This window comes from Bradyrhizobium vignae (assembly GCF_004114425.1).
GTDB classification, from domain to species: Bacteria; Pseudomonadota; Alphaproteobacteria; order Rhizobiales; family Xanthobacteraceae; genus Bradyrhizobium; species Bradyrhizobium vignae.
In genome coordinates this window covers 36,835-62,076 of the sequence record NZ_RDQF01000046.1, presented here as the reverse complement: position 1 = coordinate 62,076, position 25,242 = coordinate 36,835, and the positions used below count along the sequence as shown (strand labels likewise).

24 protein-coding genes are annotated in these 25,242 nt (G+C 61.1%); 7 read left to right on the top strand and 17 right to left on the bottom strand.

What is annotated here, in order from left to right; all coding sequences use genetic code 11:
* Positions 1–123: 123 nt before the first annotated feature.
* The gene (locus EAV90_RS29250) at positions 124–1,326 is read right to left on the bottom strand and encodes an ABC transporter substrate-binding protein (RefSeq protein ID WP_122404569.1); all 1,203 of its coding nucleotides are present in this window, start codon (positions 1,324–1,326) and stop codon (positions 124–126) included.
* Between the two features lie 563 nt (positions 1,327–1,889).
* Between EAV90_RS29250 and EAV90_RS29245 the strand changes: the two genes are divergently transcribed.
* From EAV90_RS29245 to EAV90_RS29230, 4 genes are all read left to right on the top strand, one after another.
* Entirely contained in the window at positions 1,890–3,323 is a 1,434-nt protein-coding gene (locus EAV90_RS29245) for an extracellular solute-binding protein (RefSeq protein WP_129145471.1), read from the top strand.
* A gap of 133 nt (positions 3,324–3,456) precedes the next feature.
* Positions 3,457–4,485 (top strand): ABC transporter ATP-binding protein, encoded by a 1,029-nt coding sequence (locus EAV90_RS29240; RefSeq protein WP_122404571.1) that lies wholly within the window; start codon positions 3,457–3,459, stop codon positions 4,483–4,485.
* 16 nt (positions 4,486–4,501) lie between these two features.
* Positions 4,502–5,431, top strand: coding sequence for a carbohydrate ABC transporter permease (locus tag EAV90_RS29235; RefSeq protein ID WP_122404572.1), 930 nt, complete (start codon positions 4,502–4,504; stop codon positions 5,429–5,431).
* 1 nt (position 5,432) lies between these two features.
* On the top strand, positions 5,433–6,278 hold the full coding sequence (locus EAV90_RS29230) for a carbohydrate ABC transporter permease (RefSeq protein WP_129145470.1): 846 nt from the start codon (positions 5,433–5,435) through the stop codon (positions 6,276–6,278).
* A gap of 252 nt (positions 6,279–6,530) precedes the next feature.
* On the opposite strand, the gene EAV90_RS29225 is transcribed toward EAV90_RS29230, so the two are convergent.
* The 10 genes from EAV90_RS29225 to EAV90_RS29180 all read right to left on the bottom strand — a co-directional run bounded on the left by EAV90_RS29225 (position 6,531) and on the right by EAV90_RS29180 (position 17,339).
* Positions 6,531–7,283, bottom strand: a complete 753-nt coding sequence (locus EAV90_RS29225) for a Crp/Fnr family transcriptional regulator (RefSeq protein WP_122404574.1) — start codon at positions 7,281–7,283, stop codon at positions 6,531–6,533.
* Positions 7,284–7,447: 164 nt separating this feature from the next.
* Positions 7,448–9,259 carry a glycoside hydrolase family 15 protein gene (locus EAV90_RS29220; RefSeq protein WP_129145469.1) on the bottom strand — a complete coding sequence of 604 codons (1,812 nt, stop codon included), beginning with the start codon at positions 9,257–9,259 and terminating at the stop codon, positions 7,448–7,450.
* A 2-nt stretch (positions 9,260–9,261) separates the two neighbouring features.
* A complete protein-coding gene (locus EAV90_RS29215; RefSeq protein WP_164937152.1) occupies positions 9,262–10,323 on the bottom strand; it encodes an SDR family oxidoreductase in 1,062 nt (353 codons plus the stop codon).
* Positions 10,324–10,328: 5 nt separating this feature from the next.
* The gene (locus tag EAV90_RS29210; RefSeq protein ID WP_122404576.1) at positions 10,329–10,736 is read right to left on the bottom strand and encodes a sensory rhodopsin transducer; all 408 of its coding nucleotides are present in this window, start codon (positions 10,734–10,736) and stop codon (positions 10,329–10,331) included.
* 1 nt (position 10,737) lies between these two features.
* A complete protein-coding gene (locus EAV90_RS29205; protein ID WP_129145467.1) occupies positions 10,738–11,181 on the bottom strand; it encodes a PPC domain-containing DNA-binding protein in 444 nt (147 codons plus the stop codon).
* Positions 11,182–11,183: 2 nt separating this feature from the next.
* The gene (locus EAV90_RS29200; protein ID WP_129145466.1) at positions 11,184–12,863 is read right to left on the bottom strand and encodes a GMC family oxidoreductase; all 1,680 of its coding nucleotides are present in this window, start codon (positions 12,861–12,863) and stop codon (positions 11,184–11,186) included.
* Positions 12,853–13,503, bottom strand: a complete 651-nt coding sequence (locus tag EAV90_RS29195) for a gluconate 2-dehydrogenase subunit 3 family protein (RefSeq protein WP_129145465.1) — start codon at positions 13,501–13,503, stop codon at positions 12,853–12,855. Before EAV90_RS29195 ends, EAV90_RS29200 begins: the two co-directional genes overlap by 11 nt.
* Complete coding sequence (locus tag EAV90_RS29190; RefSeq protein ID WP_245509650.1) at positions 13,496–14,269, bottom strand: hypothetical protein; 774 nt, start codon at positions 14,267–14,269, stop codon at positions 13,496–13,498. Before EAV90_RS29190 ends, EAV90_RS29195 begins: the two co-directional genes overlap by 8 nt.
* Positions 14,270–14,457: 188 nt before the next feature.
* Positions 14,458–15,564 (bottom strand): enolase C-terminal domain-like protein, encoded by a 1,107-nt coding sequence (locus tag EAV90_RS29185; protein ID WP_129145464.1) that lies wholly within the window; start codon positions 15,562–15,564, stop codon positions 14,458–14,460.
* On the bottom strand, positions 15,564–17,339 hold the full coding sequence (locus EAV90_RS29180; protein ID WP_129145463.1) for a thiamine pyrophosphate-requiring protein: 1,776 nt from the start codon (positions 17,337–17,339) through the stop codon (positions 15,564–15,566). The genes EAV90_RS29185 and EAV90_RS29180 overlap by 1 nt, the downstream gene beginning before the upstream one ends.
* Positions 17,340–17,625: 286 nt before the next feature.
* Here EAV90_RS29180 and EAV90_RS29175 point away from each other — a divergent pair, with 286 nt between their 5' ends.
* The 3 genes from EAV90_RS29175 (at position 17,626) to cax (ending at position 20,201) form a co-directional block, all read left to right on the top strand.
* Entirely contained in the window at positions 17,626–17,988 is a 363-nt protein-coding gene (locus tag EAV90_RS29175) for a BA14K family protein (RefSeq protein WP_129145462.1), read from the top strand.
* Positions 17,989–18,054: 66 nt separating this feature from the next.
* Positions 18,055–19,044, top strand: coding sequence for an AI-2E family transporter (locus EAV90_RS29170; RefSeq protein ID WP_129145461.1), 990 nt, complete (start codon positions 18,055–18,057; stop codon positions 19,042–19,044).
* 95 nt (positions 19,045–19,139) lie between these two features.
* Positions 19,140–20,201: a calcium/proton exchanger gene (gene cax / locus EAV90_RS29165; protein WP_164937149.1), complete on the top strand. Its 1,062-nt coding sequence runs from the start codon at positions 19,140–19,142 to the stop codon at positions 20,199–20,201.
* Between the two features lie 55 nt (positions 20,202–20,256).
* On the opposite strand, the gene EAV90_RS29160 is transcribed toward cax, so the two are convergent.
* The 6 genes from EAV90_RS29160 to EAV90_RS29135 all read right to left on the bottom strand — a co-directional run bounded on the left by EAV90_RS29160 (position 20,257) and on the right by EAV90_RS29135 (position 25,073).
* Positions 20,257–20,472 (bottom strand): hypothetical protein, encoded by a 216-nt coding sequence (locus EAV90_RS29160; protein WP_122404584.1) that lies wholly within the window; start codon positions 20,470–20,472, stop codon positions 20,257–20,259.
* On the bottom strand, positions 20,469–21,734 hold the full coding sequence (locus EAV90_RS29155) for a c-type cytochrome (protein WP_129145459.1): 1,266 nt from the start codon (positions 21,732–21,734) through the stop codon (positions 20,469–20,471). The genes EAV90_RS29160 and EAV90_RS29155 overlap by 4 nt, the downstream gene beginning before the upstream one ends.
* A gap of 10 nt (positions 21,735–21,744) precedes the next feature.
* On the bottom strand, positions 21,745–23,511 hold the full coding sequence (locus tag EAV90_RS29150; protein WP_129145458.1) for a GMC family oxidoreductase: 1,767 nt from the start codon (positions 23,509–23,511) through the stop codon (positions 21,745–21,747).
* Between the two features lie 9 nt (positions 23,512–23,520).
* A complete protein-coding gene (locus EAV90_RS29145; protein WP_129145457.1) occupies positions 23,521–24,285 on the bottom strand; it encodes a gluconate 2-dehydrogenase subunit 3 family protein in 765 nt (254 codons plus the stop codon).
* Between the two features lie 115 nt (positions 24,286–24,400).
* Entirely contained in the window at positions 24,401–24,637 is a 237-nt protein-coding gene (locus EAV90_RS29140) for a hypothetical protein (protein ID WP_129145456.1), read from the bottom strand.
* 40 nt (positions 24,638–24,677) lie between these two features.
* A complete protein-coding gene (locus tag EAV90_RS29135) occupies positions 24,678–25,073 on the bottom strand; it encodes a hypothetical protein (protein ID WP_122404588.1) in 396 nt (131 codons plus the stop codon).
* Positions 25,074–25,242 lie beyond the last annotated feature (169 nt).

Below are 25,242 nucleotides of genomic sequence, written 5' to 3'. Positions count from 1 at the left end.
TTCAATCCGCTTCCACTCCGCCTCACTCAGCCAATATAGCTTTTGCCCCATCAAGCCCCCCTTCGACTCGGAGGTCTTGAATCACAACTCCGCCTCAGCGGGAATCCCTATTGAGTACAGACCCTAGTGCGTCACCAGCGGGCATGCGCTGTCCGAGAGTTTACCAAAGGCCTGATCACCTGACATCGTGTGGACGAGCCGGTAATAATCCCACGGGTACTTAGATTCCTCAGGCTTTTTGACCTGCATGATGTACATGTCGTGCTCCATCAGGCCGTCGGGCCGGATCACGCCGTTGGCAGTGAACATATCATTGATCTTTGCTTTACGAAGCTGGGCCATGACTTTGTCAGAATCGGTCGATCCAACCGATTTAACGGCGTTGAGATAAGTCAACGTGGCCGAGTAATATGCGGCTTGTGTCATGGTTGGCTCACGGCCAGTGCGTTCGAGGAACCGCTTGGCGAAGGCGCGGGTCTTTTCATTCAGATCCCAGTACCAGCCGGTTGTAAGATATAATCCTTGTGCTGTGTTCAGTCCAAGCGCGTGAATGTCTGTGATGAAGGCCAGGAGAGCCGCGGGCTTCATTGTTCTGGCAATTCCGAACTCATTGGCAGCCTTGATAGAGTTAGTAAAATCGTCGCCCGCATTGGCCAGACCGAGGACCTGTGCTCCCGAACTCTGCGCCTGGAGCAAGTAGCTCGAGAAATCCGAGGTCGCCAAGGGCACCCGGACCGACCCGATCACTTTTCCTCCGCTTGCCTCAACCACCTTCGAGGCTGCGTCCTGGAGCTGCGTGCCAAAAGCATAATCGGCCGTGACAAAGAACCAAGATTTGCCGCCCTGCTTGACGACTGTGCTGGCCGTCCCGTTCGCCAGCGCGGTGGTGTCGTAGGCGTAATGTACCGTGTATGGTGTGCAGTCCTTTCCAGTAAGAGAAGCACCAGCCGCTCCGATTGAGAAGAAAGGTGTCTTCTTCTCCTTGGCAATGTTCGCCATAGCCAAATTTACGCCGGTGTTTGACCCGCCAAGCACCATCGTAACGTTCTCTCTATCAACGAACTCACGGAATTTCTGTGATCCGAGGTCGGGCTTGTTTTGATGATCGGAGACAAGCAGATCCACCTTCTTGCCCAGTACACTGCCTCCGAAGTCGTCGATCGCCAACCTAGCCGCGGTCTCTCCGCCCGGCCCAATGATGTCAGCATAAACGCCTGACATGTCGTCTATGTCACCGATGACGACTTTGTCGGTTGCAGCGCCAGCCATGCCCGGCGCCATAAACAGTATCAGGGTTGCACAGACAGTGACGGTATGACCGCGCATCATTTCGCGTCTCCTTTGTCGGGCGTGCCTCCTAACGCCGAACTTTAGGATCTCGATTTTGCGGCACCATTGGCATTTCGGCTAACATTACCGCTGACGGTACGAAAACGTACGTGCGCTTTAGCAAGCCGAGCTGCACAGTGGCGCGTCCCGAGCCTGGTCGGAACGTGGCTTCCATCCAACCGGATCCAGCGGCCGCCCCTGGCGCTTTCAATCCACAGGATGCATCAGCGTCTCTGCCGGCGTTTTGCTGCAGCTCATGAAGTTGATGGAACGACCTCGGAAGCGACGTGGGCCAGTCGTCAAGCAGCGAGAAGCGTTTAGCAATCTTTCTGAGCGGGCAAGAGCGAGGCTGCGGGCGGCTCTATGTACGCGAACGTACGAGCTTTTGCTTCTTGCCGCGCCGAACATTCGCCTAATGACCAATCCACTTTCGTTTCCAGCGAATTATTACTCAGATCAAGACATCGCCTTGTCGGCGCTGACTTTTGGCCAGGTGGTCGTCGGCTCACCCCGATGGGACGTCCTCTGACGGCTAATACGGCCGAAACAACGCAGCGATCTTGGCCATTGGAGCACCGTCCAGAACGACGATAGCACTGTTCGGCTGCTCTCTCAAAATCCCTATTCGAATTCGAGGAAGAGCCCAAATGAATAGGAACAACAGAATGCGTATTGGAAGGCGCCGCTTTCTAAAGCAGGCAGGTCTTACCCTCATTGCGGCTGGGTCGGCCCCGATGCTTTCTACTCCATTCGTGTCCCGCGCAATGGCGGACACGAAGACACTGTCGATCGTCCAATGGAGCCATTTCGTTCCAGAGTACGACAAATGGTTCGATCAGTTCGCAAAGGACTGGGGCACAAAAAACAACGTCGAAGTCGCCGTCGACCACATCCCGGTCGCCAACGTCGCTGCGCGGGCGGCCGCGGAAGCCTCGGCCCAATCAGGTCACGATCTGTTCGGCTGGAATGGCGCAGGCGGGGCGCATCTTTACCGCAGATTCCTCGTCGACGTGACGAGCCTCGTCGAGGCGACCGAGAAGAAATACGGCAAGGTCAGCACGATCGGCCGGCAGATCGGCTATAACCAAGACGACAAGACCTGGTCTGCATTTCCCGATTTCTACATCAGTTTCCCCGCCATGTATCGCAAGAGCATGTGGGACGAGATCGGGATGAAGCCGGACACGTGGGACAATGTTCGCCTCGGCGGCGCCAAGCTGAAAGCCAAAGGCCACCCGGTTGGCATTTCACTTGGACACAGCAACGACCCCAACACGACCTGGCGCGGGCTGCTGTGGAGCTTTGGCGGTGCCCTTCAGGACGCCGAAGGCAAGAACGTCGTGCTCAACAGCAAGGAAACGGTCGAAGCCGTTAAATACGTAACTGCGCTGTACAAGGAGGCGATGACGTCGGAAGTGCTGTCGTGGGACGACTCCAGCAATAATCGCTACCTTGTTTCGGGCATCGGCTCTCTGATCGTCAATCCGATCTCCGCTTATAGGACGTTCCAGAAGGCAAACACGAAGGGGGCCGACGACACGTTCGTGATTGCTCCGCCAAAGGGACCGGTCCGCCAGATCATGGGTGGGGCTTCCGAATTCTACGGCATCTGGAAGTTCGCCAAGAACAAGGAGGGCGCGATCGAGTTCCTCAAATATTACGCTGATCATTGGCCGGAGGCATTCAAGGCTAGCGAAGGTTACAATAACCCCTGCTTCGCAAACCTCGTGCCGAAGCCGATGCCGATCCTCTCGAACGATCCGACTTCGACACCATCAGACAAACTTACGGTGCTGCAGGATTCCGAGCAATGGTCGGCCTCCCCGGGATATCCCGGCCCATCCTGGCCTGCCGTCGACGAGGTCTACAACGACTTCGTCATCTGCGACATGATGGCTAAGGCGGCGAGCCGCCAGATGTCCGCGGAGGACTCGGTGAAATGGGCACACCAACAGTCTGACGCCATCTTCAAGAAATGGCACGAGAAGGCCTGAGACGGCGTCCGGACGGAGCCTCACTTTGCGCTCCGGGACCCGGCCGCTGTTGCAGTTCATTGGCAAACACGACTGACGCGCCCTGTCCCAGCGACGGATCGCGGGGCGCAATGCATGAACTTCGGGAGGATCGATGGCAGCCGTACTGACCAGGGATATCGTCAAGACCTTCGACGAAATCAACGCCGTCAACGGCATCTCGCTGAGGGTGCCGGACGGCGAGTTCATGGTGTTGCTCGGCCCCTCGGGCTGCGGCAAGACGACGCTCTTGCGCATCATCTGCGGCCTCGAGCAACAGACCAGCGGCGATCTTCTGATCGGCGGCAATATCGTCAACGACATCCCGCCCCGCGCCCGCGGCATTGCGATGATGTTCCAAAGCTACGGCCTCTATCCGCACTATACAGTCCGCAACAACATTGCCTTCCCGCTGCGCACGCAGCGCATGCCCTCCCAGGACATCCAGAAGAAGGTCGGGTGGGCCGCGCAGTTGCTCGGCATCGGCCATCTTCTCGACCGGCGGCCACGCCAGCTTTCCGGCGGCGAGCGTCAGCGAGTGGCGCTCGCGCGCGCGCTCGTTCGCGAACCGACCGCGCTTCTGCTCGACGAGCCACTGTCCAATCTCGACGCCAAGCTGCGCACCTCGGCTCGCCAGGAGATCAAGAATTTTCAGCAGCGCGTCGGCCTCACCACCATTTACGTGACCCACGACCAGGTCGAAGCGATGGGTATGGGCGACCGCATCGCGGTCATCGACCATGGAAGGGTTCGGCAGGTTGGAACGCCAATCGAGATCTATCAGGATCCCGCCGATCTTTTTGTCGCAACCTTTGTCGGCGCACCGCCGATGAACATCGTCACCTGCAATGGCGGCGGCTATCTAGGCTTCCGGCCGGAGAATTTCCTGCCCAGGGACATGATCGGAGACGACGGGGTGACCGAGTTTTCCTTTCGGGTCGACCGCTCCGAATATCTCGGGTCCGAGCGCATCGTTTACGGCGTGATGGATGGTTTCGATTCGAAGCAGCCGATCACGGCGAAGTTGCCGCCGGCCCACGTCGCCGAAGGAAGCGTTCGCCCCGGCGAGTGGCATCGCTTTGCCGTGAAAAACAGCGAGCTGCGCCGCTTCGAGGCCAGCGGCAATCGTAGCACTCGTCACTGAGGGCCGGAAGTCACTGATGGCTGTCATCGCAGAACCTGTTGCCAAGCCGATCTCACGATTTCGCTTTGTCCTGGATCGACGCGATGTGCTCGAAACGGTCATGGTCGCGCCGGCGATCCTCTACGTCCTGCTATTGGTCGGGCTGCCGCTCCTCCTCGCGGTCTTTTACTCGCTCAGCGCCTACACGATTTACAACCCAACCTGGAAGTTTGTCGGCCTGGCCAATTTCGAGCAGATCCTGCAGAATCCAACTTTCCTCGACACGCTGCGCAACACCTTCGTCTTTACGTTCGGCTCGCAGCTGCTCGGCCTCGTGCTCGGAAAGTTCGGGGCCTTCCTGCTGTTGCAACCCTTCCCCGGCCGCAAGATCGTGCGAGCGCTGATCATCCTGCCTTTTGCGGTGCCGGTCGCGCTGGCTACCATTGCCTGGCAATGGATGTTCGATTCGCTTTACAGCGTGATCAACTGGACCATGATTGCGGCCGGTCTCGTGACGCGCGAGGAGGCGCCGAACTGGCTCGGCAATCCATACCTCGCGATGTTGTGCATTATCATCATCAACGCCTGGCGCTTCTTTCCCTTCGCCATCGTGATCTTTCTCGCCGGCATCACCGCGGTTCCGCAGGACGTGATCGACGCCGCCACAGTCGACGGTGCGGGTTTCTGGCGTCGCAACTACCAGATCATCCTGCCGATGATCCTGCCGATGGTGGCCATCGGCCTGATCTTCGGCATCGTATTCACCTTCACTGACCTTTCCATCGTCTTCCTGCTGACCATGGGCGGCCCCGGCGGCGCGACCTCGGTGCTGGGCTTTGAAGGTTTTCAGACCGGTATCGTTTCCGGCGACGTGGCGCACGGCGCGGCGATTTCGCTGTTCATGCTGCCGGTGCTGCTGGTCGTGGTGATCTTCACGCTGCGTTTTATCCGTCGCCGGGAGATCTGACATGCCCGAGCCTCTTGCCCGCTCGCTCCGCGTAACCGGGTTTTCTCTCGGCGTCGCGTTCTTCGTGATCCTGGCCGCGTTTCCGTTCTACTGGATGGCGATCACGGCGTTCAAACAGAACAGCGACCTTTACGACATCACCAACATTCCGTTCTGGTTTAATGAGCCACCGACTCTCGAACACATCCGGTACTTGTTCAAGGAGACCCTGTTCGCGCGCTGGCTGTCAAATTCGCTGATCATCGGCGTCTGCGTCACCGCAATCACGCTCGTGACCGCGGTTCCGGCCGGTTACAGCCTGGCCCGCATGACCAGCCGCAAGGGCGAAGCGCTCGGGATCGCGATCTTCCTGACCTACCTGGTGCCGCCGACGCTGTTGTTCCTGCCACTGTCCCGGATCGTCACCGAGCTCGGCCTGCAAAACTCGATGTGGTCGCTGGTGCTGGTCTACCCGACCTTCACTATCCCATTCTGCTCCTGGCTGCTGATGGGCTTCTTCAAGGCGCTGCCGATCGAGATCGAGGAAGCCGCCATTGTCGACGGCTGCAGCGTGTTTTGCGCTTTCATCAAGATGGCGGTCCCCCTGTCGCTCCCCGCGATCCTGACGGTGGTGATCTTCACGTTCACCCTGACCCTGCAGGAGTTCGTTTACGCCCTGACATTCATCTCGTCGTCCGACCAAAAGCCGATCACGCTGGGCGTATCGACCGACCTGATCCGCGGCGACGTGTTCTTCTGGGGTGAGATCATGGCCGGCGCCTTGATCGCGGCCGTTCCAGTGGCGATCGCCTATAATCTCTTCCTTGATCGCTTCATCGCTGGCATCACCGGAGGCGCCGTCAAATAGCTAAACCACGTGATTGCAGGGCGGCTTCCACCGATGCCTTGCGCTACCGGCCTTAGATCGCAGCCGCCGCCAACCCTCCTCCTCTGGCCAAGGGGCAATGCATCCGGAACAGCGAGTTGAAAAGCCCCTGCAGGGCGCTTGAGCATCCTGGCCCGATGCGCCGGTGCCCGGCTGCACATTTGCGAGATCAAACTTTGACTTAAGGACCGACGACGAACCGGTCGCCGAGAATAGGCGCTATGGAGAGGCCGCTTAAGCGGTTGTAATACCCTCATCCGGATTCAACTGTCTTCGATATTCCCTCGCGATCGTGTCAAAACACGTGCAGGAGACTTGCCGCAGCGCGTGAAAGTTGAGGATGCACACAAGCCCGCGCGAACTGCGGATCAACCCATCTTTCTCGAGCGCCTCAAGGCACTCCGTCACGCTGGCCCGTCGAACCCCAAGAAGATGACCTAAGACTTCGTGGGTGAGCGGCAACTTGTCTTCCTCGAGAGCGCTGCTGGCCACAAGAAGCCATCGCGCCAACCGCTGCTTGACGGGGTGCACGGCATTGCAAACGCCCGATTGCGAGGTCTGCAGCAACACCACGTCAATATATCTGAGAAGAACCCTCCTTAGGGTGGGGAGCTGTGGCAAAATGGAAAGAAATTCACGTGCCGACATCCGTATGGCGGTTCCGGCAACTTGCACGACTCTGCGGTGGGGAGGGGTTTGATCAATCTCGGTCAAAACCAGAGGGGCGCCGATCATCCCCTCCGAGCCGATCAGCCAAGCCTCGATGAAACGATCCTGATCTACCCGTGCGGAAACCGAGACCAATCCGTGCTCTACAAAATAGACGTAATCCATCGGCAACCGCCAATGATGCAGGATCTGGCGGGGCAAGATCCGCACCGAGTCTGATCTGGTCAGCACTTCCGACAGCTCGTGATTTGGAATGAGCCGTAGAAGCCGATTGCGGACCGCGCCCCCCCGAATTGAACTTTGAGTATCGCCAATCATCTCCCCTGTTCCACGACCAGGTCGGGAATCCAAACAGAACGGGATGCAGCAAGTTCCAATGTCGGCCGAGATAGCACGCGTCGGCCGGTGCTCCCGGCGAGAGGTGAAGGAGCCATAGGGTGAAGCTTGGTCGATTAAGTTTGGTCGGTGTCCTGCTGGGCTTGTTATCCCGCCGCTCCCTGATGGGCCGTAGCCGCGATGTCGTGCCCCTCTCCCCGATCGGAGGCTCGTTCGTCGAAGCGGAGGGCCGTACGCACGAGCGCGAGATGGCTGAGCCCCTGGGGGAAGTTGCCGGCAAGCCGTCCCGCATGCACATCGTATTCCTCTGACAGCAAGCCGAGATCGTTCGCTGCATCGAGAAGGCGTTGAAAAGTCCTCTCGGCCTCGGCCCTCCTGCCCTGCATCAGTTGGCAATCGGCGAGCCAGCCGCTGCAAGCGAGGAAGACGGCTTCCCTAACCTCGTCCTTCGGCCCCCAGCGGTGAACATAGCCGTCCTGAACCAGCTCGCGCTCGATCGTCGCGATGGTCTCGCGGACGCGTTCATCCGTCACCGGCAGAAAGCCGACAAGGGGAAGATTCAGTAGGCTCGCGTCGACCTTCTCGCTGCCGTAGAACGCGACAAACGTGCCGAGTGAGGGGTCGAAGGCCCGATCGCAGATATCCCGATGCATTCTGTCCCTCAGCGCGCGCATCCGATCGAGCTGACCTGCGTCGAAAAGAGAATGGAGGTCTGGCCGCCTAACGAAGCGATCGACGGCGGCCCAGGCGGAGACCTTCGAATAGGTGTAGTGACGCGGTCTTCCCCTGAGCTCCCATAGCCCGTGGTCCGGAAGCTCCCAAACCCGCTCCACGTGTTCGACGACAGAAGTGATCAGCGCGACCTCCCGCTCGGACGGGCTGATCCCTGCCTTCGCAGCCGCGGAAACGGAATCCACCAGCTCTCCATAGACGTCGAGCTGGAACTGAGAGGCGGCAGCGTTGCCAATACGGACCGGTTCAGCCCAGCTGCATCCCGGCAGCCACGATGCAACCCATTCTTCGAGGCGTCTTGAACCGTCGACGCGATACATGATCCGCATCTTGTCCGGCTCGCCGCCGACCGCTCTGAGAAGCCAATCCCGAAAGGATTTGGCTTCCTCATGATAGCCGGCGTCCAGAAGCGCACTCAAAGTGAAGGTCGCGTCGCGAAGCCAGCAATAGCGGTAGTCCCAATTCATATCGCCAGCCAGGGCCTCCGGAAGAGAAGTCGTCGGCGCGGCGATGATGCCCCCCGACCGGCGAAAGATCATAGCCTTCAAGGTCAGCAGAGATCGGCGGACTGCATCCGGCCATTTCGTCTGAACCCGGAATTGCTGGATCCAGGAGCGCCAGTATTGCTGAGTTGACGACAAGCTGCTTTTCGCCCCCAATGGGGGCGGCGGATCAGTCCTGGAGGGACCATATCTCAGGCAAAAATCGACCTGCTGTCCCTCGTTCACCTCCAGCTCGGTCACAACGCTGGAGTTCTCGCGTCGGAGCGGGGTCGGTGAATGCAGGACGACCAGGTCCGGTCCGACGAACGCGACCGCTCGCGCGTCTTCGACCTCGAGCGCGGGCCGCAACGATCCGTAGTCGAAGCGAAGATCCAGCTCGCTTCGGACTTGCACCTTCCCTCGAAGGCCCTGCACCACTCTTATGACGGCGCAAGCCCCATCGTGGACAGGCATGAAGTCCACCAGCCTGATGCATCCCGAAGACGTATCGAGTTCGGTCTCAAGGATGAGGGTATCGGCCTGATAGCGGCGACAGCTACAGCGATACGACGTGCTTGGCGCCACCTTCCAGCGACCATTCGCGGAGGTACCCAACAGTGAAGCAAAACAAGCATCGGAATCGAATCGAGGCCAGCACAACCAATCTATCGAACCTTTGCGATCGACGAGCGCGGCGGTCTGGCCATCTCCGATCATCCCGTAGTCTTCGATCAATCTGGGCACGATCAGCGCGCCTCCAGCCCGTTGCTGCGCCGCTGTTGCAAACGAGCTGCGCTCGGGCCGCTGAGCTTCGTTCTCCAGACCAACAGCCCCCCAAGCAGTGTTCCTGCCAACAACGTGGCCGCGTACGGCACCCATCGATCGAGCGTGCCGAAGGACATTGTGGCAGAGGACGCGGATTCAGCGCTGAAGCTTCCGCGCGTGCGGTGAAGCGAATGCACTGGCTCGTAGAGATTGTCGGCGCGATCGGGACCGATAGGATCGTCGGTTTGCTGGCCATCGACACAAACCTTGGCCAGATATCGATCCAGCAACCCCGGCACGAGCATATTGCCGAGAATGACCTTCAGGGTGCTCAAGCCGATCCAATACTCGCGGGCCGGCTTGCAAGCCGCCTGGAAGACGGCCTCCGCGATGGTTTCCGGCTCGATCACCGGGGCGACAGGCCTTGGAGCTCGCGCTATGTGCGCTCTCGCCCAGTCGAACTGGGGGGTGTTGACGGCGGGGAGCTGCAGCATTGTGAGCGTGATCCGGCTTCGTTCGTGGATCAGTTCGGCACGAAGCGAATCCGTGAAGCCTCTGATTGCATGCTTTGCTCCACAGTAAGCGGACTGCAGCGGGATGCCGCGATACGACAGCGCCGATCCGATCTGGATGATCGATCCTCGATTGGCCGGCCGCATGTGGCGGAGCGCCGCCATCGTGCCGTGAACGAAGCCGAGGTAAGTGACCTCCGTCACTCGTCGGAATTCTTCCGGCGTCATCTTCCACGTCGGCGAAAAGACGGTCACCATTGCGTCGTTCACCCACACGTCGATATGTCCGAAAATCCCGGCCACGCGGTCGGCAGCGGCAAACACCGAACACGCATCGGCCACATCAAGGGCGAGTACGATTGCCGTCCCTCCGAGCTTTTCGACCTCGTCTCGCACCTCCTCGAGAGCCCCCGCGTCGCGGGCGATGAGCCCCATGGAGAAGCCTGCCTGCGCGAATCGATGGGCGACCGCACGGCCAACACCTGCGGACGCTCCGGTGATCACGACCACCTTGGTCGGCTTGACCGGCAAGTCATTCATGCCTGGGCTCCCTCTGTGCTGGTCGATGTCTGGGCGGCAGGAAATGCGATGGTCGTAAGCAGCGCCATCGCGGGCTGGCGGGAATCGAGCCTCGTATGTTGAACGACCACGGGCGCGCTCGCCTCGATGAGGGAAGCATAGCTCGTGTCGCGCGGCACTGGCGCCGGATCAGTCAGATCGTTGAAACGCATGTGGAGAGTGCGTTTGGCAGGTACCGTGACCAGATATGGACCGACCGGCTCGCGCGCCTCGAAGAACAAGGTGATCTTCACCTCGACGTCCCGGTCCCCCGGGTTCAGGAAGCACGCCGCTTCGTGGGAGACGAGATCATGCGCGTCGCTGACGCTGCTGCCGGGAATGTAGCCTTCCGGGATGGCCCAGACCGTGCAGCCAATCTTTCGCATCTTACTTCTCCAGCCTGATCAGGGCTAATCCGCTCTCTGGATCGTGCCTCTTTCGCAGATGTGTCGGACTTTCCTCCATGATGATCTCGAGCGTCGGGCGCACCACGCCCGACCCCAAATGTCCGGCAAGTGCAGTCCCGTCACGCCTGCCGACCACCAGATGAACGTGAACGGAAGGCTCGCCCGAGGGATCAAGGGCGACATCGCCGATTAGAGAAGCGATCTCAACCTGTTCGCCCACACGGTTGTCCAAGTACTCCTTCCTTTCCCAGTCGAAGTACTTCAGGACGACCTCGCTGAAGGCTCCGATTCCGGTGATCTGTGCCGCCGCTATCCGTTGCTCCATCGCGAAGGACGACAGGCAGCTCATCGCTTCTTCGCCGGTCTCGAGCACCAAGGCCAAGGTCCGCTGGGCTCCGTTCTTGCTCAGAACTTTGTGTCTCATTTTCATCCTCTTTGCATTGAAAGGATATTCGCACGCCGCATCGATCCTTGACGCGCGAGCGCACGGATGCGATCAGCCGTGCGGCAGGCGATCGCCTGGATCGTCAACGAGGGGTTGGCGCCCCCCACGGTTGGAAAGACCGAGCCATCGCAGATCCATAAGTTTGGAATGTCCCAGCTGCGGCAGTCCACATCGACGACGCTGGTGTGGGCATCGCTGCCCATGCGCGCGGTGCCGTTGAGATGACAGGTGTCGTCGTCTTGGATCCAGGTATCGGTTGCGTCCACCGCCTCGAGCGCACGCCTCATGAATTTGAGGGAGTGATCGATCAGACGTTTGTCGTTGTCGCACCAGGAATAGGTAACCCGTGGAATCCGCAGTCCATATTGGTCGACCTCGTCAGCCAGGGTCACCCGGTTGGATTCCTGCGGCAGCATCTCGCCGACGATCTTGAGACCGACGACGTGATTGTAGTCTTTCATGGCTTCGACGAGTCTGTCGCCCCACAGGCCGCGAGCGCTGAACAGCGTATTCGCCCAGAGCTGCGGCAACGGACCCTGGCTCATGTAGGAATAGCCGCCGAAGAAATCCTTGCCTTTGTCTTCGTAGTTCCAATGCTCGGTGATGGCGAGCGACGGCGGCCCCTTGTAGGAGCGCACCTCGTGCTCCAGCCGGCCCCACACCGCCTGATTGGACTGCGCCATCAGGTTTTTCCCGACCAAGCCCGAGCTGTTGGCGAGGCCGTCCGGAAAGCGAGGTGTCGCGGAGTTCAGGAGAAGTCGGGGCGTTTCGATGGCATAGCCCGCGACGACGACGTTACGCGCCCGCTGAAAGCGCCATGCGCCGTCCCGATGATAGTGAACCCCCGATACCAGCCCCGACGGCTCAACCTCGATGCGACCGACCATCGCGAGATCGCGGATCTCCGCACCTGCGGCGATCGCGCGCGGAATCCAGGTAACCAGCGCGCTCTGCTTGGCGTTGGTCGAACAGCCGGTGACGCAGAAACCGCGATAGACGCAAGGATGGGCCAGACCTCGGGGCGCCGATAGGGTCGCAAGCGGCGTCTCGGTCCATTTGATCCCCAACGCCTCGCAACCTTTCGCCAGCGCTCGCGCCGCGCCATTCAAAGGATGGGCGCGATACGGGTATCGCGGACGCGGCGGGCCCCAGGGATAGGTCACCGGACCCGATATCTTCAGAGCCTGCTCGACTTCGGTGTAATAGTCCCACATCTCGCGCCAATCGAGCGGCCAGTCGGCGCCATAACCGAGCATGGTGCGCGACTTGAACCATTCGGGACGGAAGCGCAGCGAGACCATTGCGAAGTGCACCGTCGAGCCGCCCACGGCCTTGCCGCTGTTGTTGCTGCCGAGTTGCAGCGGATTGGCGCCGTCGACGATACGGTCGTCGGTCCAATAGAGCTTGGTCTGCTCGGATTCATCGGAGGCGAAATCCTCCAGCGGCCTGAAATAGGGGCCCGCATCGAACGCAACGATCGAAAAGCCGTATTCGGCGAGCTTGCAGGCGAGCGTGCCGCCGCCCGCGCCCGTCCCGACGATGGCGAAATCGACCGGCTCGTTCTCGCGATATTGCCGCATCTGGACCCAGCCGCCCGGACGGAACACGTCCGGCGCCCGGCCGTCACACGCTCGCGGCACATGGAGGGGATCATCGGACACGGCGATTGCTCCGACGCGCTGCAGCATCATGGCCGTCCTTCGTCTCGGCCGCCTCCCAGGGATCGCGCTCGTCGAGATCGAGACGCACATAGCCGCGCGGACTTGCCGGACCGCCCCAGCCGATCTCGCTCCACGCTGTCGGGTGTGCGTAATAGGCGAGCACGATGTCCCGTCCCATGCGATGTTTGAAGAAGTCCTTGCAGCGCAACTCGCCCCATTCGGCCGCTTTCAATTCGCCATGCTCGGCGGCACGAAGCATCTTGTCCTGCAAGCCCTCCGGCAACGCTGCAAAGCGCTGGCCGTACGCGGCCGAGGCCTCGGCATTCAGCGCCTTAAGCCCCAGCCGCCAGGCATCCGCATCTCGGGGCACGCCCGGCCTGCGAAAGCCGTCCATGATCAGATCGTCCAGCTTGCGATCGACCAGCGCGGCGATCGGCACCGGCGGGCGGTCCCGCGGTTGCGGAACGATGCGGTTCGCGATCGCCACGACGGTCTCGTATTCCTCCCGCGTGAAGTAACGCGGCTCGGGCGCTATCGACAGCCGCCGTGCGATGACCTCGCGCGTTTTGTCGTTCCAGGATGGACCCGACCATTTGGCGAGAACGTCATATTCGGGATAGCGGTCGCGACTTTCATGCATCGGGATGCGCCCTCATGAGACCGAGTGCAGCAAGGCCGGCAAGTGCGAGGCCGGCAAAGCTGGGCGGCGCGGGGATCGGCGGTCCACTCAGGATGTTCTGGCTCCAGTTGCGCCAGCCACCCATGTTTCGCGATACGCCGTAGGCGTGGAAGCCGACACCGGCCAGACCCATGGCCCTCAGCAGACGCATCCACGAGCGGGCGACGCAATGCGTCCTGCCGGAACGGTCCCCGGCTGCCGAGAGCAGCAGCGCTGCGCCGATCGGTGGCAGCGTCACCGGCAGAAGCATGAAGGGATTATGATAGGCGCCGCGGAAATGCAGCAGGCCCGCCTCGCCGGTCGTGCCGAGCAGACCTGCGCCCGCGACCGCGGCGATCGCACGTCCCGCCGGGAGACCGAAGATGCGCGGACGCGTTCGCCCCGCTTCACGCACCCGTTCCGAACAGAAGCCGAGCAGGCCTGACAGCAGGATCGCCATCGGCGCTCCGAGCGGCGCCCCGTAGAATAGATTTTGCCAGCTGAAGCCACCCACGCGCTTGCCGACGTTGTAGAGATGGAATCCCGAACCGACCAGGCCCGTCGCCGCGGCCACCAGGTAAGTGGCATCGCGCGCTTTGTGCGCGAACGGGCGCATGTCAGCGGTCCCATGCAGGCTCGTCGCCATCGTCAGCGCAGAAACAAGCAGCGGCGTGTACATGGCCTTGTTCTTGAACGAGCCGCGGTAATGCTCGACGCTGGAGTCGGCGAGCACCGAGGCTGCGAGCATTCCTGCAGCCCGGTTGAGCTTTCGCGCCGTTTCGACGGTTTGCGCTTGGCTGGAGCGATTGCGACGGGGCGCGAGACGGGTGTCGGATCTGGCAGCCGGCGCGGATGCGGCCGATAACATTGAGACAAGGGCCATGCTGAATCCCGCGATTCCGGCCATCACGATCAGGTCGCGTTCTCCCGGCAGCCTCATGCGGCCTCCGATACGGCGTAAGCAGCGGCATCGGCGCGCTTGAAGATCAGCCCGTTCCCCGGCACCGTCAGATCGGGGCTAATTCGGCCGTCACGGGGCTGCGGCGCGCCATCGAAAAGCATGTGCTCGATGCGGACGTGATCGTGAAACCATTCGAGATGACGGATGCGGGGCGCGACACAGGCGACAGCCATATGCAGCGCCGGCGCACAGTGAGCAGAAAGGTCGACGTGAAAGGCATTGCACAACGCCGCGATTTCGAGAAAGCCGGTGAAACCGCCGCATCGCGTCGCATCCGCCTGCTGCACATCCACCGCGCCACTGGCAAGCATGGTGCGCACATAGTCGACGGTGTAGGCGTACTCGCCGGCGGCCACGTCCATTCCGCAAGGTGCATGTTGCCGCACCATCGCCAGTCCAGGCAGGTCGTCGGACGATACCGGCTCCTCGAACCATCTGACGTCCCGCTCGGCGAAGATGTTCGCCAACCGGATCGCCTGCCTAGGGGTGCAGGCGCCGTTGGCGTCCACGAACAACAGCGCATCGCCAATCGCGCGCTTAGCCACCGCAACTCGATGGGGATCCCGCCCAGGCTCAGACCCGATCTTCATCTTGACGAATGCGCAGCCGTCCTTCGCAACCCAACCTCCGAGCTGCTGCTCCAGCTCGGCGTCGGAATAAGTGGTGAAGCCGCCGCTACCATAGATCGGTATAGAGGTGCGGCGCGCACCGAGAAGCACGACGAGCGGCTGATCGAACAGACGCGCCTTGAGGTCATGCAGCGCGGTATCGACCGCGGAGATCGCGGTTGCCGCGAGGCCCTCGCGGCCAAGGTTGCGGACCGCCCTCTGCATGGCCCCAAAACAGGACGCGGGTGCCAGGGCATCCTGACCCGCGATCACAGCAGCGAGCTTGTCCCGAATCAACCCGACGATACAGGCGCTTGCATAGGTGTAACCGAGGCCGACCCGTCCTCCACCCTCGACCTCGACGAGCACGATGGTGGTGGAGTTCCAGGAGATGGTGCCGTCCGCTTCAGGACGATCGGTCGGCACCCTATAGGCCTCGGCGCGCACGCTACGGATTGGGACCTCGGACCGCATCAGTCTGTTCCGGGTAGAACACTCGTCAGCAATTCCTTCGCGCTGTTCTTGAGCACGCTTCCCAGCTCCGGCTCCGAGGGGATCATGCTGACGAAATTCTTGGCATCCTTCAGCGTGATGTGCGGCGGCAGCGGCGGCACGTTGGGATCGGTATAGGCCTCGAGGAGGACAGGGCGATCCGCTGCAAGCGCCTCGTCCCATGCCGCGCCGACCCGATCAGGATTGTCGACGAAGATGCCCTTCAGGCCGAGCAGCTCGGCGTAGCGATGATAGGAGAAATCCGGAATGCTTTGAGTCGACTCGGTCTTCCCGGCGCCGAGCATGATGCGCTCTTCCCAGGTCACCTGATTGAGATCGCGGTTGTTGAGCACCAGCACAACGAGTCGCGGGTTCGACCAGCGCTTCCAGTACTTGGAAATGGTGATCATGACGTTGAGACCATTCATCTGCATCGCGCCGTCGCCCATGCAGGCGATGACGGTGCGATCGGGATAGGCCATCTTGCCTGCAAGCGCGTAAGGCGTCCCGGCGCCGAGCGACGCAAGACCACCCGAGAGCGACGCCTTCATGCCGCGCCGCATCCGGAGATCGCGCGCGTACCAATTGGCTACCGAGCCGGAATCCGCGGTGATGATGGCGTTGTCTGGCAGACGAGGCGACAACTCCCAGAACACCCGCTGCGGATTGAGCGGTTCGGCGGAATTCATCGCTCGTTCCTTCAGCGTGTCCCACCAATCGGCCATGCCTTTCTTGATGTCGCGGCGCCAGGACGACTCCTTCTTCTGCGAGAGCAGCGGCAAGAGGGCGCGCAGCGTCGTCGCGCTGTCTCCAACCATATTGACTTCCATAGGATAGCGCAGGCTCAGTCGGCTGCCGTCGATGTCGATTTGCACGCCGCGCGCGTCCCCTGGCTTCGGCAGAAACTCACTGTAGGGAAACGCGGAGCCTACCATCAGGAACGTGTCGCAGTTCTTCATGAGATCCCAGCTTGGCCGCGTCCCCAACAGCCCGATCGAACCGGTGACGAACGGCAGGTCGTCCGGCACCGCCGCTTTGCCGAGCAGGGCCTTGGCGACTCCGGCCTGCAGGCGCTGGGCGACTTCGATTACCTCGTCCGTTGCCTCCAACGCGCCGGCGCCAACGAGTATGGCGACCTTACTGCCTGCGTTGAGAACTTCGGCGGCGTCACGAAGCAAGGCCTCATCCGGCAGTTTGGCTGGACCGGCATAGCCGACGCCGGTGTGGGTGGCGCCATGCGCCACGGGGGGGTCCTGATAGTCGAGCTCCTGGACGTCCTTTGGCAGGATCACGCAAGTGACGGCGCGCTTGGTGTGCGCGATACGCACCGCGCGGTCGACGAGATGACGGACCTGTTCGGGAACGCTCGCCATCGCGACATATTCGGTCACGCCCTGGAACAGGGTCTGGAGATCGACCTCCTGCTGATAGCTCGCACCGATCGCGCTGCGTGCCTGCTGACCGACGAGAGCCATGACCGGGACATGGTCCATCTTGGCGTCGTACAGACCGTTGAGAAGATGGATGGCTCCCGGTCCGGAGGTGGCGTAGCAAAGACCGACCTCGCCGGTGAACTTGGCATGCGCAGAGGCCATGAAAGCGGCCATCTCCTCGTGGCGGACCTGGACGTACTCGATCACGTCTTTGGCGTTCTCAAGCGCCACGTCGAGGCCGCCCACTCCGTCGCCGGGATAACCGTAGACGCGCTTCAAACCCCATTCGGACAGGCGATGCCAAACGAATTCGCTGATGTTCATTGGATTGATCTCGATGACGGGGCGACGAAACTCGCACGAGAAGCCAACGTGCACTCTCCGCAAACGTTGCACCGTTACGACTTATTTAGCTCGCTCAGAGCCAGGAAAACCCGCTGCATTGTACGTTAGCGGACAGAACCAATCGTTCGTAGCGCTGGGACAACTTCGCGCGTCTGGAGAAATCGGACATGCGACGGTCTGACGCTCGTGCTGCGCAACGCGCAATCGGAACGCAACTCCATGACTACCCGTTTCACCGGCACACCACAAAATCAAGGAGCCATGCATGAGCTTGCGAAGTTCGATTCTGATTCTCACCTCCGTCGCGGCTATCTCGGTCACGTCGGGCTCGGCCGTGCTTGCTGCGCCGATCGTTCCTTCCCCGATCGGCCAGGTCGGCGCATCCGTGCAAACCGTGCAGTACAGGCATTGGCATCACGGGTGGCACCGACCTTACTGGCACCGGGATTACGCACCGGGCGCCGCAGTCGTCGGCGGTCTAGCCGCTGGAGCTCTCATCGGAAGCGCGATCGCGAACAGTGAGGCAAGGGCAGACGCGGGTGCATACTGCGCGCAGCGCTACAAGTCCTATGACCCCGCATCCGGTACGTATCTCGGCTACGACGGCGTCCGTCATCCCTGTCCATAGGCTGTTCCGCCACTCCCATCCGCGCTTCCGGTGCGCGGCTACACCGAGCCGAGTGGAGGCGCGCGAATGGACAGGGTCGAATTCATGAAGCGGGTCGCGATCGCGACCATTCCGTTTTTGTTGTGGTACTTTCGGTCGGTGGTCCTGGTCGCAGTGGGCGCGATGCTGCTGTCGGTGGTGCTGGATTTGATGAGCCAGCCGTTGCGCTGGTGCAGACTTCCCAGGGCAGCCTCCGTCGCTTTAACCCTGGTCCTTCTTTTCGCGTTGATGGGGGCGGCCGGCTACGTATTCGGTACTACACTGTCGAACGAGATGCAGGACGTGGTCGATCGCGCGGATCTCGCTGCCAGGACGATCGCGGGCGACCTGCAAGGATCACGATGGGGTGCCGCCGTCCTGAAGCGCATCGATGCGAGCCAGCTTTCGCTGGCGAGCTGGGCCGGAAACATCGTCAGTGTGAGCAGCAGTCTGTTCGCCTCGATAGTGGTCATGATCGGAATGGGCGGCTATATCGTGGCTCAGCCGGCGCTGTATCGGGCGGAATTCCGCAAGCTGTTGCCAAGGAGGAGTGCCGAGTGGGTGGAGATGACCGCCGGCCACATCGCGGCGTCGCTCAAGCTATGGTGCATCGGACAAGCCATCCAGATGCTGCTCGTCGGCGCGCTTACCACGCTTGCGGTCTGGCTGATCGGCTTGCCATCGCCGCTTGCCCTAGGCGTCATCGCCGGTCTTGCCGAATTCATCCCCTACGTCGGTCCTTTGATAGCGGCACTGCCCGCGCTTCTGGTGGCTACGTCGCAAGGGTGGTCACTCCTGGCTTGGACCGTCGTGGCCTACGTTGCAATCCAGCAGATCGAAGGAAATCTGCTGCTTCCGGTCATCCAGCGGCGGCTGGTCGCCATCCCTCCGGCGACCATGCTGTTCGGAATCCTGGTCGTCGGTGCCTTCTTCGGGTTGCAAGGGGTCGTGTTCGCGGCACCGATCACCGTGATGGTCTATGCCACTATGGAGAACCAAGCGCGTAGCAAAGCAAGAGGTCCTTGCACCTGCGAATGAAGGTATCTCGCCGCACATCTTCTTCCATGTGCGGCGCGCCGGAGAGAGCCTCGATGTCAAGTAGCGCGAATACGATCGAGACCGAGAAACCGTCGATGGTCTTCACGTCCTTCCTCGTCCTGATCCCGATCTCGATGGGTCTTAGATACATGCAAGCGCCCGTCCTGACGACATTCGTTGCCAGTGCCGGCTCCATTGCGGTGCTCGCGGAGTGGATCCGCCGTGGAACGGAGCAGCTGGCGAGACACGCGGGTCCGACCATCGGCGGGCTCGTCATGGTGAGCTTCGGTAGCGTGGCCGAACTCGTACTGGCCCTGTTCGTCCTTGCGAATGGCCAGGCTTCCGTCGTCCAGGCGCAGATCACGGGCTCGATTATCGGAACAAGCCTTCTGGGCCTAGGGATCGCCATTCTGGCGGGTGGGCTGTCGCGACGGCGCCAGACGTTCAGCTCCAGCAAGGCCGGCCTTCAGTCGACGCTTTTGATCTTGGCAGTGATCGCGCTGCTTCTACCTGCAATATTCGACTACACTGCCCGGCAAGATCATCTGCATAACGTCCGTCTGACCGACGAAGAGCTGAGCCTTGGCGCATCAATCGTGCTGCTTGTACTCTACGGCGGAAACCTCGCCTATACTCTGATCACCCACCGCGATGCCTTCGCTGACGAGGAGGCTAACGGCGATCGCTCGTGGAGCCTGGGCCTCTCGATCGGCGTCGTCGTGGGCTGCACCGCGGTCATTGCCCTCGAAGCGGAGATCGTCTCGGAGGTGCTGACGCAGACGGCCGAGACCCTGAGAATTTCGACTGTGTTTCTGGGAGTCGTTGTGCTGGCGCTCGTCGGTACATCCGCCGACCTGTTCGCGGCAAGCTGGTTCGCACGCAGCGATCGGATGACGCTGGCATTGAGCATCTGCATCGGATCGGCGATCCAGCTGGTCCTGGTCGTGACCCCGGTTCTGGTCCTGATCTCAGCCTTTATGGATAGTCCGATGAGCCTGGTGTTCGGCAACCCACTCTATCTGTTCGCCATTGCGAGCACGGCATTTATCGTCAGCGCGGTCGCGCGCGACGGCGAGACGACCTGGTTCGAGGGCCTGCTTCTCGTGGGAGTGTACGTTCTGTTCGCGCTCGGCTTCTTCTTCATCGGCCCGGGCTGACGGCCGCACCGCGCCGCGCGTCACGTCCCTTCGGCTTCCGGACAGGGTTGTGGATTCATCGGGTATGGACCGCTTCCGAGCTCCGCTTCTTGTGCTCACTCCGGAGAATCTGTCGGCTGATCTTGCGGTCCCGCTTGAAAGCGCCTTGCGTCGCCTGATAGGCGGCAATCCCGGGCGTCTCCTTCGACTTGTCCGTCGTCCCGTGAGCTGCCGGAGCGAGCACGAAGGCCGCCGCGCATGTCTGCAGTACAAGGCGTTCGAAACGGATCATCTCGTCTCTCCTCTTTCCTGAGCGGAGTCGGGTGCCGTCGAGTGCCGCACGTCGCCAACTTTCGGCGCCGAGACCGGAGGCGCCGAATTTCCCCATGCGTTCCTGATGTAGGTGGCGAGGTCGGCAATCTGCTGGTCCGAGAGCTTCCATTTGAACGCGGGCATGGAGACCTGCGTAGGCCTTGCATCGGTCGTTGCCGCATGAGCTCCGTTCAGGATCAACCGCGCGATGGTGGTTGGATCCCGGTCCTGGACGGCGCTGTCACCCTGGAGGCGGGGAAACATAGCAGGCACGCCCTGACCTTCAGCCTGATGGCAGCCCGAGCAATTGTCCACGTAGAGCGCTTTCCCGACGGTCAGGACCTTGGAATCGGGCTGCGTCTGATCGTCTTTGTGTTCTCCGGCACCTGAAGGCACGTCCTTGAGGTAGGTCGCTATCGCTTTCAGATCGTCGTCTTTCAGCTTCGAAGTCGAGAAGGTGACGACCTCCGACATCGGGCCGTATGCGACCGTGCGGGAATTGCGCCCCGTCTTGAGAAACGCCACGATATCGTCCACTGACCAGTTTCCCAAACCGGACCGCACGTCGGCCGTCAGATTTGGGGCGTACCAATCCTGGAGCTTCCCGCCGCGCAGCGCGGACTGCTTCTCGGAAGCCCCCAGCACGTTGGTGGGCGTGTGGCAGGCTCCGCAATGTCCGAGGCCTTCGACCAAATAGGCCCCCCGATTCCATTCGGGTGATTTCTGATCGTCGGGCTTGAAGGTGCCTTCATGGAAGAACAGCTCGTTCCACCCCTTCATGACGACGCGTTCGTTCAACGGCCACGCGAGTTGGTTCGGCGGAGGGGAGTTGGCGACGGGATCTAGCGAGCTCAGAAAGGCCTCGAGAGCGTCGGCATCTTCGCGGGTGACTTTGGTATACCAGGGGTAGGGAAACGCAGGATAGAGATAGCTGCCATCGGCCGATATGCCCTGGTGCAGGGCGCGGTAGAACTGATCGTCGGACCAGGCGCCGATCCCGGTCGTTCGGTCGGGCGTGATATTGGCAGAGTAGATTGTTCCGAAGGGCGTCGGAATCGCGCGGCCGCCGGCGAACGGCTTGCCTCCAGGCGCGGTATGGCAGGCCTCGCAGTCGCCGGCAGCCGCGAGATAGCGGCCTCGCTCGACCTGAGCAAAGGACAGTTGCTCGCCCCGGGCGGGGAAGACGCAGAATGTTGCGGCACAGGCGCAGGCCAACGACAACCTGACGAGAGCAAACAACATTGCGCCTCTCCTACGCTTGAACCAGCGGCCCGGGACTTTTCAGATATTGCGTTCTGATGGCGTGAGCGGACCAGAGCGCCAGCGCGGCGACGGTACCTGTCGGGTTGTAGCCCGGGTTCTGCGGGAACGCCGAGGATCCCATCACGAACAGGTTCGAGACGTCCCAGTGCTGCAGATAGCGGTTGATGACGCTTTCTCCCGGATTGGAGCCCATGATCGCGCCGCCGGTGTTATGGGTCGTCTGGTACGGCGTGATGTCATAGTGCCCCTTTCGGGGATTGCTCCTGATCTCACGTGGCTTCATCGCGCGGGCGATCTCTTCGGCCTTTCCCGTCAGGAAATCCGACATCTTGTGCTCGTTGTCGGTGTAGTCGAACGTCATGCGCATCAGCGGGCGACCGAGAAAGTCGCGGTAGGTCGGATCCAAATCAAGGTGGTTTCCCCGGTGGCTCATGACCGCCCCATGCGTAGAGATCGACATCGAGCGCAGATAGTTTTGCACAACCGCTTTCTTCCACTTAGAGCCCCATTTGGGCGTTCCATCCGGAACGAGATGGGTCTCGATCGGACGACCGTTGGTATTCCAGCAGGCTATGTAACCGCCTCCGACGAAGCCCAGATTGGTGTGGTCGAAATTATCTCCGTTGAACTCGTCGACCACGGTCCCTAGCGCGCCGGCGCCGATGAACGGGTTCAGGATCTTGTCGTCGTAGAACACGTCGACGCTCGAGACGATTTGATAGGCATAGTTCTTGCCAAGCGTCCCGGCTCCTGTGTTGGGGTCGTACGGAGTGCCGATTCCTGACAGGAGCAGAAGGTGGACATTGTGCAAAACGAACGCGCTGAGAACGATCAGGTCGGCCGGCTGCTCGTACTCTTCGCCTTGAGTGTCGACGTAGGTGACGCTGACCGCCCTCTTCCCGTCGCTGTCCAGGTTGATCTTGACGACCTCACACTCGGTCTTCAACGTGAAGTTCTTCTTGCGAAGCAGGACCGGGAGGATGGTCGTCTGCGGACTTGCCTTGGAATAGTTACCGCAACCGAATTTCTCGCAGAAGCCGCAATAGGTGCACGGTCCGAGCTGCACGCCGAGCGGGTTGGTGTAAGCGCGAGACATGTTCGCTGATGGCGCGGGGAACGGCTTCAACCCGATATCCCGTGCCGCTTCTGCGAAGAGTGTCGGACCATAGGTCATCGCCATGGGCGGGTTCGGATAGTCTCTGTCTCGGGGACCTTCGAACGGATTTCCTCCGGGTTGGATCTGTCCCCTGATATTGCCTGCCTTGCCCGATATCCCGCAGAGGTATTCCCACTTGTCGTAATAAGGTTCCAGATCGTCATATGTGATGCCCCAATCCTGGATGGTCATGTCTTGGGGTATCGCCGCTGCGCCATAGCGGTCGCTGTTGTGGCTGCGCGCGACGAAGTCGCTCGGCAGGAAACGCCAGTTCTGTCCATTCCAATGGATTCCCGCTCCGCCGACGCCTGTCCCGGGGAGGAAGGAGCCGAGTTGACGCATCGGCAGAGCGGTTTCGTTTGCGGAGTTTCGGAAGGTCAGCGTCTCGCGTGCGGGCTCCTGGAAGAGCTCATGGCGGTAGTAGTAGCGGAGCTCGTCCTGGATGAACGTGGTGGCGAAATCCGTGGTGGTGTCGCGCCATCCTCCCCGCTCGAGCGCCAAGACATTCAGCCCGGCATCGGTCAGCTCCTGACCCATCAAGGCGCCGGTCCAGCCGAAGCCCACGAGAAGCGCATCGACCGCCGGCAACTTGGTGGCCATATCGATCTCCTATGCCTTCGAGCTCCAGTCGGGCCGACCATAGATCGCGACGGGCGGCAACGGGTAGCGCTTGCCGTGCTGACCGACGAAGTCCCGATAGTCGTACCTCGCACCGGGAAAACCGATCATCTTCCAAGCCGCCATATCCTTGTTGCCGCCGTACATGGGATCGGCGAAGTAGCCTTCCTGGGTGTTGAGGAGGAATTGCTTGAAGAATGCCTTGGCATCCACGTTCTGAAGCTTGGCTTTACCTTCTTCGAGCTCTCCGAGGACCGTGTCCTGCTGCTCCGTGCTGAGTTCAACAAAGGGCTTCCCGCCGAATTTGCCGCGACAATAGACGTCAATCGCCTTGATCGCGGCGCGGTACATCTGCGCCGGCGTCATCCGGGACTGGTAGCCTTGACTATCCGTGCCCTTCGACCATGGTCCCGCCATATACCAGCGCTCAGCTCTGCCGTAGGCTCCAGCGAGCTGGCGATCGATGAACAGTGTGACGCCGAGTTCTCGCGCGCCGGGCCCCATATCATCCTTTGGTATCAGACGCGACACGGCGGCATCGAGCCAAGCCGCTTCGTCCGCTGACAAAAACCGGTAATCGCTCCCGGCGACCGGAGATGGTTTGTTCGCCTCGCCCGGAGCCCAAGGGACTTGCTGCGCGATTGTATCTGCCGCTGCAGGGGCGGTGGGAAGGGCCAAGGATGTACCAGCAGCAAGCCCCGCGGTAAGCAGGTCGCGTCGACTGACTTCCCGCTTCGTCCCTCTCGATGTCGACATGATCGGAACCCCTGTGTGGCCGCATCAACACTCTGGAAAGGCCGACGTTCGCTCGGCTGCCGCGGGTTCTGGGGAAATTCGGTACGCTTCCGGACCGATCCGGCAGCTTATGCTGTCAGTTGCGGCGCACGTCGGCCTCAAGCAGGCCTACGAACTCAAAAACGTTCTGTGCTTGCGCCGCCTTGAGGAGGCAGCGATCCCGTTCTTTGCCAGGGGGCAGCTCTTGCGCTTCCTGCTTGGCTCTTTCGGCGAGTTGCTTCAGCCGCTCGGGAAGCGGCAGCAAGGCTTCGGTGCGGCGGCGACGCCGCCGTTTTGTCCCCTTCCGGCGACCTCGCCATGCCAACCGCTTCATGCCGCCTCCCGATTTGACCAGGCCATCAAAGCACGACGCCTTACTTGGAATTGCCCTGGTGAGGTGAGGTAGAGCCGGTGGTGTTCTGGGATGAGCTACCCGATTGACCACCTTTGCTGTCGACGTTCATGGCTTCGAAGACCGACATCCCGTGGGGACCGATGGTCATCACCACTGGATTTCCATCCTTGCTCTTGGCCTGAACCACGAAGGACTCGGCAACGACATTGACGTCCGTGAAGCCTGCCTTCTGGAGATCTTGCTTTATCTGCTGCGCGGCTGCGAGATTTTGGTTCGAAGTGCCGGGCTGCTGCTGAGAGGAGGTGCTGGGCTGTTGTGATGCGGCTTGAGACCCTTTCGAAGCGTTCTGTGCGAGCGCGGGGCTTGCGAGAGCAAGTACGGCCACGGCCGAGGCAGTCATGAGTGTGCGTGTCATTTGGGCGCCTTTCTAGTGGGAGAACAGATGCCTGAAATAGTGATCGACCTGGCGTTACGTTCCGGCAGCAGGGCTCGGTCGCACGTGATGGTCGGTACGCCAGCGAACAGTGGCGCCCTCGCCGGCGGGCATAACAGAATTGTACGGTAGCGCGCCAAGATTCTGATGC